Source organism: Arthrobacter sp. 'calajunan' (genome assembly GCF_046940185.1).
GTDB lineage: Bacteria > Actinomycetota > Actinomycetes > Actinomycetales > Micrococcaceae > Glutamicibacter > Glutamicibacter soli.
The window spans coordinates 209,578-224,876 of sequence record NZ_JBKZDY010000006.1 but is presented as its reverse complement, the minus strand read 5'-3'; the positions used below and the strand labels follow the sequence as shown (position 1 = coordinate 224,876).

General features: G+C 63.5%; 13 protein-coding genes. 11 read left to right on the top strand and 2 right to left on the bottom strand.

Translation table 11 applies throughout. From position 1 onward, the window contains the following. The first annotated feature begins 11 nt into the window (after window positions 1–11). Complete coding sequence (locus RF641_RS11765) at window positions 12–1,040, top strand: Gfo/Idh/MocA family oxidoreductase (protein WP_424573247.1); 1,029 nt, start codon at window positions 12–14, stop codon at window positions 1,038–1,040. Between the two features lie 112 nt (window positions 1,041–1,152). Here RF641_RS11765 and RF641_RS11760 read toward each other — a convergent pair whose 3' ends face one another. Next, window positions 1,153–2,169: a sugar phosphate isomerase/epimerase family protein gene (locus RF641_RS11760; RefSeq protein ID WP_424573246.1), complete on the bottom strand. Its 1,017-nt coding sequence runs from the start codon at window positions 2,167–2,169 to the stop codon at window positions 1,153–1,155. A 322-nt stretch (window positions 2,170–2,491) separates the two neighbouring features. On the opposite strand from RF641_RS11760, the gene iolC reads away from it, so the two are divergent. The 10 genes from iolC (at window position 2,492) to RF641_RS11710 (ending at window position 14,190) form a co-directional block, all read left to right on the top strand. Next, complete coding sequence (iolC, locus tag RF641_RS11755) at window positions 2,492–3,484, top strand: 5-dehydro-2-deoxygluconokinase (RefSeq protein ID WP_053799514.1); 993 nt, start codon at window positions 2,492–2,494, stop codon at window positions 3,482–3,484. A 3-nt stretch (window positions 3,485–3,487) separates the two neighbouring features. After that, window positions 3,488–4,450 carry a Cgl0159 family (beta/alpha)8-fold protein gene (locus tag RF641_RS11750; RefSeq protein ID WP_120991720.1) on the top strand — a complete coding sequence of 321 codons (963 nt, stop codon included), beginning with the start codon at window positions 3,488–3,490 and terminating at the stop codon, window positions 4,448–4,450. Window positions 4,451–4,481: 31 nt separating this feature from the next. Beyond that, the gene (gene iolD / locus RF641_RS11745; protein ID WP_424573260.1) at window positions 4,482–6,413 is read left to right on the top strand and encodes a 3D-(3,5/4)-trihydroxycyclohexane-1,2-dione acylhydrolase (decyclizing); all 1,932 of its coding nucleotides are present in this window, start codon (window positions 4,482–4,484) and stop codon (window positions 6,411–6,413) included. Window positions 6,414–6,449: 36 nt separating this feature from the next. Further along, entirely contained in the window at window positions 6,450–7,964 is a 1,515-nt protein-coding gene (locus RF641_RS11740) for a CoA-acylating methylmalonate-semialdehyde dehydrogenase (RefSeq protein WP_424573245.1), read from the top strand. Window positions 7,965–8,012: 48 nt separating this feature from the next. Then, the gene (locus tag RF641_RS11735) at window positions 8,013–8,936 is read left to right on the top strand and encodes a sugar phosphate isomerase/epimerase family protein (protein WP_424573244.1); all 924 of its coding nucleotides are present in this window, start codon (window positions 8,013–8,015) and stop codon (window positions 8,934–8,936) included. 88 nt (window positions 8,937–9,024) lie between these two features. Further along, on the top strand, window positions 9,025–10,038 hold the full coding sequence (locus tag RF641_RS11730; RefSeq protein WP_053799137.1) for a Gfo/Idh/MocA family protein: 1,014 nt from the start codon (window positions 9,025–9,027) through the stop codon (window positions 10,036–10,038). A gap of 12 nt (window positions 10,039–10,050) precedes the next feature. Next, window positions 10,051–10,932: a sugar phosphate isomerase/epimerase family protein gene (locus RF641_RS11725; protein ID WP_120991724.1), complete on the top strand. Its 882-nt coding sequence runs from the start codon at window positions 10,051–10,053 to the stop codon at window positions 10,930–10,932. A gap of 204 nt (window positions 10,933–11,136) precedes the next feature. After that, window positions 11,137–12,567 carry a sugar porter family MFS transporter gene (locus tag RF641_RS11720; RefSeq protein WP_424573243.1) on the top strand — a complete coding sequence of 477 codons (1,431 nt, stop codon included), beginning with the start codon at window positions 11,137–11,139 and terminating at the stop codon, window positions 12,565–12,567. A gap of 3 nt (window positions 12,568–12,570) precedes the next feature. Beyond that, window positions 12,571–12,930, top strand: coding sequence for a universal stress protein (locus RF641_RS11715; RefSeq protein ID WP_053799140.1), 360 nt, complete (start codon window positions 12,571–12,573; stop codon window positions 12,928–12,930). 48 nt (window positions 12,931–12,978) lie between these two features. Continuing rightward, window positions 12,979–14,190 (top strand): Gfo/Idh/MocA family protein, encoded by a 1,212-nt coding sequence (locus tag RF641_RS11710; protein ID WP_120991726.1) that lies wholly within the window; start codon window positions 12,979–12,981, stop codon window positions 14,188–14,190. A gap of 59 nt (window positions 14,191–14,249) precedes the next feature. Here the strand turns inward: RF641_RS11710 and RF641_RS11705 are convergent, their stop codons facing one another. Beyond that, window positions 14,250–15,251: a LacI family DNA-binding transcriptional regulator gene (locus RF641_RS11705; RefSeq protein WP_424573242.1), complete on the bottom strand. Its 1,002-nt coding sequence runs from the start codon at window positions 15,249–15,251 to the stop codon at window positions 14,250–14,252. Window positions 15,252–15,299: the final 48 nt, after the last annotated feature.

Genomic DNA, 15,299 nt, shown 5'->3' with positions numbered 1-15,299 from the left:
CAGGAGGATGCATGCGTATAGGATTAGCCGGCTATGGATTCGGTGGAAGCCATTTCCATCTGCCCTACATTGAAGCCGCGGGGTGTTGGGACATCGCGGGGGTAGTCACCCGTTCACACGAACGCCGTCTACAGCTGGATGCCGAGTATCCCGGAATGCAGGTTTTCGACTCATTGGACGAGCTTCTGGATGCCGGGGTGGACGTGGTTGTCATTTCTACTCCGCCGCAGACCCGTCGTGAGCTGGTGCTGCGTGCGCTTGCGCGCGGGGTGCACGTGGTTTCCGATAAACCGTTGGCACCGGACGCGGCCACGGCCAGGGAACTTGCCGCTGCGGCTCGGACCGCTGGCAAGGTGCTGACCGTGTACCAGAACCGGCGGTGGGACACGGATTTCCTGACTTTGCGGCAGGTGGCCTCGTCGGGCGAGCTCGGACAAATCTTTCGCGCCCATCTGGTGATGGATCAGGCGGATCCCAGCACCCTGGACTTCGACCCGGAAGGTGGTCTATTGCGGGATCTGGGAACCCATCTGGTTGACCAAGCGGTGCAGCTGTTGGGTCCGGTGGCGCGCGTGGATGCGTCACTGGACTGGTTGACGCGCGAGGAAATAAGCGTTGACGTGGGATTCAGCCTCGGGCTGCACCATAAGAACGGCACCTATTCGCAGGTTTCCGCAAGCAAGCTCTGTGGCCGCGAGGCTCGGCTGATGGACCTGTATGCGAGCGAGGGATCTTATTCTTCAGCTATGTCGGATCGCCAAATCGATCAAATGCTGTCCGGGCAGCGCCCCGCCGCGGAGCCCCGTGACTGGGGCATGGTTGAGCGGGAGGACTTCGGAGTGCTGCGCACGGCTGACAGCCAACGTCGGGTGCAGCCGCTGCCAGGCAACTACGCGGAGTACTACCGCCGCTTGTTCGCTGCACTGGAAGGCGCCGGGGAACTGCCGGTCGATCTTGACGAGGCGCTGCATACCATCGACATCCTTGATGCGGCCCGGGCAAGCGACCGACTAGGACGCAGCGTGCCGCTCAGCAGCTGACTTCACCGAAAATGCAACACGGTGCGTACCACGCCAACCTGGCGGGGCACGCACCGTGTGTGCAAATGGAGCGTCCAACCCTGGACCTGCGGCCCCGGACTCCCCGGGCCGGCTAGGCCTGGGGTGCGAGCGATTCTTCGTGCAGCGCGCGGGCATCCAGCAGCACCTTGGCTGCCACTTCGAGGCCCTCCACGCGGCCGAGCTCGGTGTCCTCATGCTCGATGTTCACGATCATGTCCGGGTCCACCTCGTGCAGGGCGCGCAGGAATTCGGACCAGAACTCGGTGTCGTGCCCCTTGCCCAGGGCCACGAAGTCCCAGGCGGAGTTCTTGGGCCATTCGTTGGCCCATTCGTCGCCGCCCAAATTGGTGCGCGGCTCGTCCTCGCGCAACTTGCGGAAGCTGTTGTCCAGAACGCCCTGGATAGCCGCATTGGGGTTGATTCGTACGTCCTTTGCCGCAGCGTGCACGACATGGGCGCCCAGGTCCCGCACTACGGCGACCGGGTCCATTTGCTGCCAGAACAGGTGGGATGCATCCAGCTCAACACCGATGTTGCTGGTTCCGGAGCGTTCGATAAGTTCGCGGAAGCTGGCTGGATTGAAGGCGATGTTCTGGGGATGCAGTTCCAGGGCGACCTTGACGCCGTGTTCCACGGCCAAGGCGTCTGTTTCCTTCCAGAAGGCGCTGGCTACCTCGAATTGGTAGTCCAGCTGATCCAGCGCTGCGGAGTTCCAAGCGTTGACCACCCAGCTGGGTTTGGTAGCTCCGGGCTCCCCACCGGGCAGGCCGGACATGGTGACCACGCGGGTCTGGCCGAGTCGGCCGGCAAGGCGAATCGAACGGCGGATGTCTTCTGCGTGCTTGTCGCCGATGATGCGGTTCGGGTGCAGCGGGTTGCCGTTGCAATTCAGGCCGGCAATCTCAACGCCGGTTCCCTCGAAAATAGCCAGGTAGTCATCTCGGGCTGCATCGCTGCTCAGGATCTCGTCCATGACGGGCACGTGGACGGCTGGCAGGAAGCCTCCGGTGTTCAGTTCGATGCCGGACAATCCCAGGTCTGCGATGACCTTCAGCGCCTCGGGCAACGGACGGTCGTGCAGGATTGCGTTGTAGACGCCAAGTTTCATTTGTGGTCCTTAGGGTGACGGCGCCCCGGAAGGCGTGGAGGGTGCGCGGGCTCCTGTGACCCGCACTACGAAAGCATACTAGGTAAGAATGATAGGACAAACAATACTTTTGCAAGATCTGGGTTGGTTGCCCCAGAGCTGTTGCGGAAAAACCGCGGAATTCCGGGGGTTGTCCATTCAAAGTGACGACACTTGTCAATATGTCAGTACAAACCTTTGACAGGCCAAACTTTTTCGTGCAAAGTGTTATGTGTGCCTCGCCTCACAGTGAATTGGCGGGCTGGACCACATGAACTTCTGGAACGAAAGGACGTCGATCTGCGTGACCTACGACGTACTCACCCTCGGACGCATCAGCGTTGACGTCTACCCCAATGACATCGGAGTCCCCCTGGCCGATGTCACCTCATTCGGCAAATACCTAGGCGGGTCTGCGACCAACGTCGCGGTCGCCGCAGCCCGGCACGGACGTGCAGCAGGTGTCATCACCAAGGTTGGCGACGACGACTTCGGAACGTTCCTGGAGCGCGAACTGGACAAGTTCGGCGTCGACCGCACACTGGTTGCTCGTGACGACTCGTTGCAGACGCCGGTGACTTTCTGTGCCATCCAGCCGCCGGAAGACTTCCCGCTGTACTTCTATGGACGCTTCCCCATGGCGCCGGACTGGAACATCGAACCCGACGCACTGGATCTGGACGCTATCCGCGGTGCAGGAATCTTCTGGTCCACCGTTACTGGCTTGAGTCGCGAACCTTCGCGCTCGGCGCAGATCGCGGCCCATGAAGCCCGCCCCGTCGAGGCGCTTTCCGCAGGACAGCACACGATCCTCGACCTGGACTACCGCCCGATGTTCTGGGACTCGGTGGAGCAGGCTCGCGAGCAGGTCGCCCGGGTGCTGCCCTATGCCACGGTTGCGATCGGCAACGACACGGAATGCGCGGTGGCAGTCGGCGAGGGTACGCCAGACGAACAGGCCGACCGGCTGCTGGCTGCGGGAGTGCAGATCGCTGTGGTCAAGCTGGGCCCTGAAGGAGTCATGGCAAAGACCCGAACCGAGCGCATCGTCTCCGCACCCGTGCCGGTGCAGACCGCCAACGGGCTGGGTGCCGGGGACTCCTTCGGGGGAGCCTTCTGCCATGGGCTGCTGGCGGGCTGGCCGTTGGAGCAGGTGCTGGACTTCGCCAACGCGGCTGGCGCCATCGTGGCATCGAAGGTCGCCTGCTCGGACGCGATGCCCACCACTGCTGAAGTCATCTCGCTGCTGGCCGAGCGCGGCCGCACCGTTCCCAACTCGCAGAAGGACTTGGTGTAGACCATGAGCCAGGCATTCGAATCACGGATCGACCGTGAAGACCCGCGCCGCTATGAGTCGCTGACCCGGCAGCGGCTGGAGGATCCGCAGGCTGTGCAACGCGCGGCGGACCGGCGTCTGCGCCACACCGGCGCCAAGCTCGGTGTGCAGAACTTCATCATCGCCGCCGACCACCCGGCCCGCGGAGCCCTGTCGGTAGGCAGCCGCCGCATGGCCATGGCCGATCGCCGCGAGCTGCTGGACCGGCTGCAGATCGCGCTGGAAAACCCTGCCTGCGACGGCGTGCTGGCCTCCCCTGACATCTTGGACGACTTGCTGCTGCTGGGAGCCCTGGATGGGAAACTGGTGTTCGGCTCGATGAACCGCGGTGGACTGACGGGGCTTGTCAACGAGCTGGACGACCGTTTCACGGGCCACACTGCTTCGGCCTTGGCTGCGATCGGCGCCGACGGAGGCAAGATGCTCACCCGCATCAGCTACGAGGACACCGACACCGTCGCAACCCTGGAAGCCACCGCCCATGCGGTTTCGGACTTGGCCACCCACGGGTTGGTAGCCATGGTGGAGCCGTTTATCTCGCGCCGCATCGAGGGCAGGGTCTCCAATGACCTGAGCCCCGATGCCGTCATCAAGTCCATGGGAATAGCCTCCAGCCTGGGCGAATCCAGCGCCTACACATGGCTGAAAATCCCAGTTGTCGCGGAGATGGACAGGGTGATGTCCTCCACCACGCTGCCCACGGTCCTGCTGGGCGGTGACCCTGCCGGTAGCCCAGAGGAGGTATTCGCCAGCTGGCGCGACGCCCTGGCCCAGCCCGGAGTCCAAGGCCTCACCGTTGGCCGCACACTGCTGTATCCGGCGGACGGGGATGTAGCCGGAGCCGTGGCCACCGCCGCATCGCTGCTGAACCACACCCCCGCCACGGCGGATATCGAACCTTCCGTCATCGCACCTGCCGGAAACTAAGGAGAAAACGAACACCATGACTACCCGCAGAATGACCGTCGCTCAGGCGGTTGTGGAGTTCCTGGGCCGCCAGTACACCGTCGACACCGTCGCCGGGGAGCGGTACCGCGAACGCCTGATTCCGGGCATGTTCGGAATCTTCGGGCACGGCAACGTGGCCGGCGTTGGCCAGGCACTGAAGCAGTGGCAGGCCAAGGACGCTTCACTGATGCCCTACTACCAGGGGCGCAATGAACAAGCGCAGTCCCATCAGGCTGTTGCCTACGCACGGCACACCCGGCGCCGAGCCACCTACGCGGTGTCCACTTCCATCGGCCCGGGCTCCTCAAACCTTCTCACTGGTGCGGCGCTTGCCACGGCGAACCGTCTGCCGGTGCTCCTGTTGCCTTCGGATACTTTCGCCACCCGTGCCGCGGACCCGGTGCTCCAGCAACTCGAAATGCCCCATGGCTACGACATCACGGTCAACGACGCATTCCGCCCGCTGTCCAAGTATTTCGACCGTGTCAACCGGCCGGAGCAGCTGGCCAGCGCACTCCACCACGGGCTGAGAGTACTCACCGACCCAGCGGAAACCGGTGCGGTGACCATTTCCCTGCCGCAGGACGTGCAGGCCGAGGCATTCGACTTCCCCGAGGAATTCTTCGCCGAACGCGAGTGGAGGATCCGTCGCCCCGCGCCGGAATCGGAAGATGTTGCCCAGGCCGCGCGCATGATCCGCGAGGCAAAGCGTCCGCTGATCGTGGCCGGAGGCGGTGTGCTTTACGCATTCGCCACCGACGAGCTCGCTGCCTTCTGCGAGGCCACCGGCATCCCGGTGGGTAACACGCAGGCCGGCGTGGGCGTGCTCCCATGGGATTCCAAGTACTCGCTGGGCGCCATCGGCTCCACCGGCACCACTGCCGCCAACGCCTTGGCCGCCGAGGCGGACCTGGTGATCGGCATCGGCACTCGCTACGAGGACTTCACCACCGCTAGCCGCACTGCGTTCCAGAACCCTGACGTGAAGTTCGTGAACATCAACGTAGCGGCGTTGGACGCCTACAAGCATGCCACCGTGCTGCCGGTCGTGGCCGATGCGCGTAAGGCGTTGGTCGCCCTGCGCGAGGAGCTGAGCGGCTACAGCGTGGAGGGGGCCCTGGAAGTGGCGACCGCACAAGAGAAAAAGCGCTGGGACGCCACCGTGGATGCAGCCTTCGCCGAGCGATTCAGCCCGCTGGTCAGCCAGAACTCGATCATCGGCGCAGTCAACGGGGCCATGGACCCACGCGATGTGGTGGTCTGCGCTGCCGGTTCGCTTCCGGGCGATCTGCACAAGATGTGGAGGGTCTCGGATCCCTTCGGATATCACGTGGAATACGGCTTCTCCTGCATGGGCTACGAGATCGCCGGCGGCCTGGGGCTGAAGCGTGCGGTGCTCGACGAAGCCGCGCGCGGCGCGGCGGAGAACCGCGACGTGGTCGTCATGGTCGGCGACGGGTCCTACCTGATGATGCACACCGAGCTGGTCACCGCAGTGGCCGAGGGCATCAAGCTGATTACGGTGCTGATCCAGAACCACGGTTACGCTTCCATCGGCTCGCTATCCGAATCGCTGGGCTCCCAGCGCTTCGGCACCAAGTACCGCAAGCTGGATGCGGGCGCACATTCCTTTGACGAAGGCGAGACGCTGCCCATCGACCTGGCGGCCAACGCCGAGTCGCTGGGCGTCAAGGTCATCCGCATCGCACCGGGACACAACGCCATCGACGACTTGGCCGCTGCGGTGGCCGAGGCCAAGGCAGCCCCGGAAGGATCGGGGCCGATCCTCATCCACATTGAATCGGACCTCTACGCCGATGCCCCGTCGAGCGAATCCTGGTGGGACGTTCCGGTATCGGAAGTCGCAGAACTGGATTCCACGCTCAAGGCTCGAGAAGTCTACGAGAGCCACAAGGCCCGCCAGAAGCCGTACCTGGGCTAAGCAACAATTCTTGAATTAAGGAAAGAACAACACACCATGAGCGCAATCGCCACCGAAGTCACCGAAATCCTCCATTTCATCAACGGCAAAGCCACAGCTGGCGCCGGCACCGAAACCCACCCGGTCTACAACCCGGCCACTGGCGAGGTCACCGGCCAGCTTCGCTTGGCCAGCCCAGCCGACCTGGATGAAACCGTGGCCGCTGCCGTGGCCGCCGCCGCATCCTGGTCCGAGACCTCGCTGGTCAAGCGAACCAAGATCCTCTTCCGCTTCCAGCAGCTGCTGACCGAACACACCGACGAGCTGGCCCGCATCGTCACCAGCGAGCACGGCAAGGTGCTCTCGGACGCCGCAGGCGAAATAGGCCGCGGCATCGAGGTTGTCGAATTCGCCTGCGGCATCTCGCAGGCGCTCAAGGGCGAATTCTCCGACCAGGTCTCGGGCGGAATCGACGTGTTCTCCTTCCGGCAGCCGCTGGGCGTCGTCGCAGGCATCACCCCGTTCAACTTCCCGGTCATGGTGCCGCTGTGGATGGCTCCGGTGGCCATTGCCACCGGCAACGCCTTCATCCTCAAGCCCTCTGAACGTGACCCGTCCGCGGCACTGCTGATCGCGGAGCTGTTCAAGCAGGCAGGCCTGCCGGACGGCGTATTCCAGGTGCTGCACGGCGGCAAGGAAACCGTGGACGGGCTGCTGACCCACCCGGACGTAGACGGCATCTCCTTCGTGGGCTCCACCCCGATCGCGAAGTACGTACACGAGACCGCCACCAAGCACGGCAAGCGCGTCCAGGCACTGGGCGGCGCGAAGAACCATGCGGTCATCATGCCGGATGCGGACATGGAACTGGCCGCGGACCACATCAACGCCGCGGCCTTCGGCTCCGCGGGCCAGCGCTGCATGGCGATCTCCGTGGCGGTGGCCGTGGGCGATGCCGCCGACGCGCTGGTGGACAAGCTGGCCGAACGCGGCCGCGGCGTGAACGTCTCCCACGGTTTCGACGAAAAGGCCGACATGGGCCCGGTCATCACCCCGGCCTCCAAGTCGCGTCTGCAGAAGATCGTCGGCGAGGCAGAAGAAGCCGGCGCCGCGCTGATTCTTGACGGGCGCGACCTGGTGGTCAAGGACCACGAGAACGGATTCTTCGTCGGTCCGACCATCCTGGACAAGGTCAGCCGCGAGATGAGCGCCTACACCGAGGAAATCTTCGGCCCGGTGCTGGTGGTGCTGCGGGTGGCTTCGCTGGAAGAAGCAATCGAAGTGGTCAACGCGAACCCGTACGGCAATGGCACCGCGATCTTCACATCCTCCGGCGCCCACGCCCGCACCTACACCCGCCGCATCCACGTGGGCATGGTCGGAGTGAACATCCCGCTCCCGGTTCCGGTGGCCTGGCACTCCTTCGGAGGCTGGAAGGACTCGCTGTTCGGCGAGCACCACATCTACGGTCCGGACGGCGTGCGCTTCTACACCCGCGGCAAGGCCGTCACCCAGCGCTGGCCCGAACCTGCGCAGGCATCTACCGCAAGCTTCAATTTCCCGTCCAACTAACGTCGTACGCCGGGTCGCCCCGGCAGCTTGAATGAAGAGAAAAGACCCATGTCACAGAACAACATCACCATCGGCACGGCCCCGGATTCATGGGGCGTCTGGTTCGCCGACGACGCGAAGCAGACCCCCTGGCAGCGTTTTCTTGATGAAGTAGTCGAGGCTGGATACCGGACCATCGAACTCGGCCCCTACGGCTACCTGCCGGCAGACCCTGCAAAGCTGGCCGACGAGCTGGCCCAGCGCAACCTGAAGGTCAGCGCCGGGACCGTCTTCACCGCATTCCACCGCGGCGTGGATGGTTCGGCCGGCGCCTGGGACGAAGCTTGGGAACCGGCCCGCAAGGTCGCCGAGCTGACTGCTGCAGTGGGCGGTGAAAACATCGTGGTCATTCCGGCGATGTGGCGCGACGACGTGACCGGGCAGGCCATTGAATCCGGTGTTCTGGACGATGCGGCCTGGGAGGCGCTGGCGGCCGGGCACGACCGCCTAGGCAGGATTCTGGCCGAGGACTTCGGGTTGAAACAGCAGTTCCACTCGCACGCGGACTCCCACGTCTGCGGGCAGCCGGATATTGAGAAGTTCTTGGCGCTGACTAACCCGGAGTACACGAATCTGTGTTTGGATACCGGCCATGCAGAGTACGGCGGGGCCTCCAGTCTCGAGCTCATCCGCAAGTACCCGGAGCGCATCGGCTACCTGCACCTGAAGCAGGTCGACCCAGTAGTGCTGGAGCGGGTGCGGGCCGAGGACATGACATGGGCCGCCGCCAACTTGGCCGGCGTCATGTGCGAGCCCCCGGCTGGCATTCCGGACCTGGAGCTGGTGCTGCGCGAGGTGGAAGCGCTGGGCAGGCCGATCTACGGCATTGTCGAGCAGGACATGTACCCGGTGGCCGATTTCTCGGTTCCGCTGCCCATCGCCACCCGAACCCGCCAATACCTGCTTAGCTGCGGCTCGCGGACCCGCGTCTAGAACCCTTGGAAAGGCCTACGCCATGAACGTTACTACTGCGGGAACCGTTCCCGCCGCACGACAGGAAACCACACAGAAGGGACACGCCGTGGCACAGACGCTGCGTATTGCCGTGGTCGGAGCCGGCCGAATGGGCACGGACCACATCCAGCGGCTCCACCGCCGTATTACCGGGGCGGCAGTGACCGCAGTGGTGGACATCGATCTGGACCGGGTGAACGCCGCCATCGAGGGCATCCCGGGCGCCACCGGATATAGCGACCTGAACCAGGCGCTGGATTCGGGTGAGGTGGACGCGGTCCTGTTGGCCACGCCAGGATTCCTGCACAAGGATGCGCTGCTGGCAATCCTCCAGCGTGACCTTCCGGTACTCTGCGAAAAGCCGCTGACCATGGACGCTGCCACCTCATGGGAGGTCGTGCAGGCCGAGGCCGCGCTGGGCAGCAAACGCATCCAGGTCGGCTTTATGCGCCGCTTCGACAAGGAATACATCCAGTTGCGCAACCTCGTGGCCGGCGGCGAGCTGGGTGAGCTGTTAATGCTGCACCATCAGCACCGCAACCCCGACATTCCACCGGGTTTCACCAGCGAAAACATGATCGCAGACTCCGTGGTCCACGAATTCGACGCGATCCGCTTCTTCACCGGCGAGGAAATCACCTCGGTCCAGGTGCGCACCGGCAAGAAGACCCGCACCAACGACGGCAAGCTGGCCGACCCGCAGCACGTGCTGATTGAAACCGAATCCGGTGTGCTCGCCGACGTGGAGATCTTCGTGCAGGCCAAGTTCGGCTACCAGGTGGCCACCGAAGCCTCCTTCGAAGAAGGCATCGTGAACATCGGCGGAGACTCCGGGGCCTATATCCGCAGCGCAGGACGCTGGGGTGGCAACGTCACTCCGGGATTCGAAGAACGATTTATTGCGGCATATGACACCGAAGTCCAAGCGTGGGTTGATGCCTCGCTGCGCGGTGAAATCGCTGGACCAAGCGCGTGGGACGGCTATGCCGCCGCAGCTTGCTGCGAGGCGGGTGTTGAAGCGCTGCACAGCGGTGCCAAGATTGACGTAAAACTCCAGAACAAGCCCGAGCTCTACGCCTAAGAGGACGAATCCATGAAAATTGCATTGGATCCCACCCCGTTCCACCACAGCCACTCGCTGTTGGAATTTCCCAAGCTGGCTCGGGATTTGGGGTACGACTATCTGCAGATCACTCCGCACAAGGACTTCCTGCCGTTCTTTTCACATCCTAAGGCCGACGACGAACTGGTGGCCAAGCTGGCCGCTGAATGCAAGAAGCACGGTGTCGAGATCGCGTCAGTGCTGCCTGTGCTCAAGTGGTCCTCCCCGGATCCGGTCATCCGCGAAGCCTCGGTGCGCTACTGGAAGCGCGCCGTGCAGATTACCGTCGACCTGGGTGTCACCCAGATGAATACGGAGTTCTCCGGACGCCCTGAACAACCGGAGGAATCCGAAGCTGCCTTCTACCGCTCCATGGAGGAACTGGTACCGCTGATCGAGCGCGAAGGTGTCCACGTGGCCATCGACCCGCATCCGGACGATTTCGTCGAAGAAGGCCTGGCCGGATGGCGGATGATCCGCGGGATCAATTCCCCGAACTTCGGGTTCGCATATGTAGCCGCGCACACCTTCCATATGAAGGACGAGCCGCTGGAAATCATGCAGGCGGCGGGAGACCGCCTGCGCGTGGTCCACGTTGCCGACACCCTGAACCACAACGCCTCGCACGGCCTGCGGTACATCACCAACCCGCCGGGCAACGCGGTGCGCGTGCACCAGCACCTGCGCATCGGCGATGGTGATGTGAACTGGGACGAATTCTTCGGCGGCCTGGCCTCCAACGGATTCCTGGACCGGGAAGAGACCGTCATGGCGACCTGCGTATTCGCAGAAAACGAGCGCGCGGCCGAGGTTGCGCGCTACCAAATGGACACGATGAAGCAGTACATCCAGAAGGTCGGCGTGCTGTCGTAACCGGAATCCATCCTGCGCAAAAGCACCGAAGAGCATGGCTTTTCGGTGCTTTTGCGCTGCCCTGGCGCAATCATTGACGGGGAGAAAAAGAAGTTAACTTTGTCGTTACTAGCCTTGCCCGGTTGATCTTAATGACGTAATGTCATAACAAATGAACTTGTGATTGCAGTCACCTTATGGTGGCCCGCGGCAAAGGAGCGCATGTTGGCATCGAAAACTAAGGGCAGCCATTATCAGCTGCCCCCGCTGACCAAGGGGCCGCACTCGCGGCGTCTGGGAATCATCGCCTACGTGGCAACCTTCGGCGGCCTGCTCTTCGGCTACGATACCGGCGTGATCAACGGCGCCCTGGAGCCGCTGCGCCGCGAGCTGCAGATCAACGCCACCACCGAAGGTTTTGTTGTCAGCATCCTGATCCTCGGCGCCGCAGTCGGCGCACTGCTCGGCGGCCGGCTGGCCGACAAGGCAGGCCGGCGCAAAACCATCTTGTACCTGGCCATCGTCTTCGTCGTCGGAACCGTTTTGTGTTCGCTGGCCCCGACGTGGCAGCTTCTTGCGCTGGGCCGTTTCATCCTCGGTTTGGCCGTGGGCGGGGCCTCGGCCATTGTCCCGGTCTACCTGGCCGAGATCGCGCCGCAGGAACAGCGTGGCTCGCTGGTGACCCGCAATGAGGTCATGATTGTTTCCGGCCAGTTCGCCGCCTTCGTGATCAACGCGGTGATCTACCAGATCTGGGGCCACCATGACTTCATCTGGCGCTACATGCTCATTGTGGCGGTGCTCCCGGCGATCGCTCTGCTGGTCGGCATGATCTTCCTGCCGGAATCACCGCGATGGCTGATCTCCCAGGGCAAGCACAAGCACGCGCTGATGGTTCTTGAACAGGTCCGTGACAAGGAACGTGCCGCAGCTGAAATCGCGGAAGTCGAGCATCTGGCGCAGGAAGAGGAGAAAACCCAGACTGCGGGCTGGTCCGACCTGGCTGTGCCGTGGGTGCGCCGACTGGTCATCATCGGAGCCCTGGTCGGTGTGTTCTCCCAGTTCTCGGGTATCAACGCGGTCATGTACTACGGTTCGCAGTTGCTGCAGAACGCAGGCTTCTCTGCAGACGCAGCCATCGTCTTCAACACCCTCAACGGCTTCTTCTCGGTTTCCGGCGTGCTGATCTGCATCTTCCTGATCAACAAGATCTCCCGCCGCAAGATGATCATCACCGGCTTCGTGCTGACCACCACCTTCCATCTGCTGATCGCGCTGACTGCAACGCTCATGCCGGAAGGCGATGCGAAGATGTGGATGATCCTGGTCTTCGTTCTATGCTTCGTCATCTCCATGCAGGGCGCTATCGGCCCGCTGTCTTGGCTGATCCTCTCGGAGCTCTTTCCTCTGAAAATCCGCACCTTTGCCACCGGCACCGCGGTGACCGCGTTGTGGCTGGCTAACGCGGTAGTCGCCTTCGTCTTCCCGCCGATGATCGCAGGGCTCGGCATCGCCGGCACGTTCTACTGCTTCTTCGCGGTGGGCATCGTGGCAGTCATCGTGTTGTACAAGGAACTTCCCGAGACCGGGAACAAATCTCTGGAGCAGTTCGAAGAGGAATTCCAAACCGGTTTCATCGAAAAAGTGAAGGGATAACCCGTGAGCATCATCGCTGCAGTCGCAGAAAGCAGGGAAGGCGAACTTGCCCTGCACGCGGGGATCGAGGAAGCGCGCACCCGGCGCGAGGACCTGATTATCTTCAACCTTGGCCTCACTCCGATCAAGCCCGCAGATGTTCCCACCGACATCTCCTGGCGGGCCATCGAACGCGAAGGCCGTGCGGACCGGGATCCGGTCGACGCGCTGCTCGAGGAAATATCCGAAAACCGGACGGTGACCCGCGTGGTCATCGGCCTGCGCAAACGTTCACCCATGGGCAAGGCCCTCTTGGGGAGCCTGAGCCAGCGCATCCTGCTGAATTCCCCCGTGCCGGTCCTTGCGGTCCGGCCGCAGACCTAAAACTAGTAAACCAACCGCATTCCGCGGTGCACTCAACAAGGAGCAGAAATGAAGGAATCCCTCGGCGTCGCCGTCATCGGTGCAGGCATGGCCGGCAAGGCCCACGCTGCGGCCTACCGCGCCGCCAGTACCCTGTACAGCCCGACCCTGCCGGAGATCCGTTTGGTGTCCATCGGCGATGTCAACGCCGAATTCGGCCAGGCCGCCGCGGATCGTTTCGGTTACGAGCGCCATGATTCCAGCTGGCGGGCTATTGCCGAGGCCGATGACATCGACGTGGTGTCCGTGGTGATCGCGAACTCCATGCACCGCGAGGTCGTCGAGGGCCTGTTGGCCGCCGGGAAGCACGTTTTGTGCGAAAAGCCCTTGTCGGACACCCTGGAGGACGCCCGCGCCATGGCGCAGGCCGCTGACGAGGCCGAAGCCCGCGGCGTGCTGGGCCGCATCGGTTTCACCTTCCACCGCACCCCGGGCCTGGCTGCGATCCGCAACCTGATCCAGGACGGCACGCTGGGCAAGGTGCTGCATTTTTCCGGCCGCTACTGGACCGACTACGGCTGCGATGCACAGGCTCCGATGAGCTGGCGCTACAAGGGCGGCGCCGGATCCGGTGCGCTGGCCGACGTTGGAAGCCACCTGACCTATGTCTCCGAATTCCTCTGCGGCCCGATCCGGTCGGTATCCGGCGGCCTGCTGGACACCGTTATTACCGAGCGTCCGCTGCCGCTTGGCGCTGTGCTGGGGCACGATCACGCCGAGGTCTCCGACGTGACCGAACCAGTAGAGAACGACGACGTGGCTTCTTTCGGTGTCCGCTTCGAACAGGGCATCGGCACCCTGCAGGTGTCCCGCGTGGCCGCGGGACACGCCAATGCGTTGATCGTTGAGGTCTTCTGCGAAAACGGCGCTGCGGTGTTCGACCAGTCTCGGCCATCCGAGATTCAGCTGTACCTGCACGGCGAATCAGACCGTACCAACGGCTACCGCCGCATCATCCTGGGCCCAGAGCACCCGTACCTGCGCGGCGGCCTGGCCATGGACGCCCCGATGGTCGGATTCGGCCAGAACGACGCCTTCGGCTACCAGGCTCGGGCATTTCTCGAAGAAGTCGCAGGGCTTTCCGTAGAGCGGTCGCTGCCACGTTGCGCCACCTTCGCGGACGGCGTGCGCAACATGGAAATCCTCGACGCGGTGGCGGCTTCGGCGCAGTCTTCCGGAGCTGCAGTGCAGATCGCCGACTCCTCGCTGCAGGAAGCCTAGACGCGGAACCACGTTTTCCCGGGCTCCGCAGTCCCGAAAGGGCTGCGGGGCCCGGTCTTTCAGGCGCCCGGCGCGCTGCTGCGGACGACCAGCTGGGGTGGGTGCTTGACCGTGCGCACCTTCGACGCGGGGTTCGTTGCCAGGCCCATGGCGGAGGCGGCCAGTGCGTTGACGTCCTGGCGGGAGGTAGTGAGGTCTGCAAACGCCAGGCGGGCGAACTCGCTGTCGTCAAAACCCGTCAGCGCCACATCCTGTGGGATGCGCAGCCCGCGGGAAAGCAGCGTCTGACGGGCACCGAGGGCGCTGCGGTCGTTGAATGCGAGCACCGCGGTAGGCATCTGGGTGGGGTCGCAATGTTCCAGATAATCACCCAGCGCCTGGGCGGCGACCTGTTCGCAAGGACCCGAGAGTACCTGTTCTCCGTGCAGTTGCCCGTTGCTGCCCTCGATCGCCCTGTTGAAGGCCGCGGCGCGTTGCCGAGCGGCCACCGCGGCGCCGCCGTTCAGGTGCAGCAGCCTGGTATGCCCGGCGGAGGCCAGATGGCTGACAAGCTGTTCAATGCCGGCAGCTTCGTCGGTGAGCACCGAGGGAATGCCGGAGTAGTTTCGCAGCAGGCTGACCACCGGAACCTGCGAGGCTAGCTGCGCCATGGCTGCTGGCGGCAGTGAGCTGGAAACCGCGATGATCCCCTCGACCCCCGCATCGATGAGCGTGTCCATAGTGCGCTGCTCATCCCGCCGCTCCGAAGTTGCGCCTAAAATCAACTCATAACCTTTGTTTTCCGCTTCGACATAAAGGGCGTCGGCGAGTTCCGCATGTAGCGGTTCGCCCAGCATCAGGGTCAGCCCCAATGTCCGGCTGCGGTGGCTGCGCAGCGAGCGTGCGCGCGAATCCGGTCGGTAGCCCATCGCCGCGGCTGCATCTTTGACCTTCTGCCGCGAGGCTTCGCTGGCTCCTTCGGCATTGCGCATCACGATTGACGCCAGCGCCACTGAGACGCCGGCTTTGCTAGCGACGTCCGCGAGGGTCGGGCGCTTCTGGGATGGCTTGGTTTCGGTCACCGCAAAACTTTCTTCTAGAACGTTCTAGACGTGTGCTCTCCAGTGTGC

Bases quoted from the DNA above. Each gene is read 5' to 3' on its own strand.
- RF641_RS11765 (WP_424573247.1), top strand. From the start codon at position 12: ATGCGTATAGGATTAGCCGGCTATGGATTCGGTGGAAGCCATTTCCAT.
- RF641_RS11760 (WP_424573246.1), bottom strand. From the start codon at position 2,169: ATGAAACTTGGCGTCTACAACGCAATCCTGCACGACCGTCCGTTGCCC.
- RF641_RS11750 (WP_120991720.1), top strand. From the start codon at position 3,488: ATGAGCCAGGCATTCGAATCACGGATCGACCGTGAAGACCCGCGCCGC.
- iolD (WP_424573260.1), top strand. From the start codon at position 4,482: ATGACCGTCGCTCAGGCGGTTGTGGAGTTCCTGGGCCGCCAGTACACC.
- RF641_RS11740 (WP_424573245.1), top strand. From the start codon at position 6,450: ATGAGCGCAATCGCCACCGAAGTCACCGAAATCCTCCATTTCATCAAC.
- RF641_RS11735 (WP_424573244.1), top strand. From the start codon at position 8,013: ATGTCACAGAACAACATCACCATCGGCACGGCCCCGGATTCATGGGGC.
- RF641_RS11725 (WP_120991724.1), top strand. From the start codon at position 10,051: ATGAAAATTGCATTGGATCCCACCCCGTTCCACCACAGCCACTCGCTG.
- RF641_RS11710 (WP_120991726.1), top strand. From the start codon at position 12,979: ATGAAGGAATCCCTCGGCGTCGCCGTCATCGGTGCAGGCATGGCCGGC.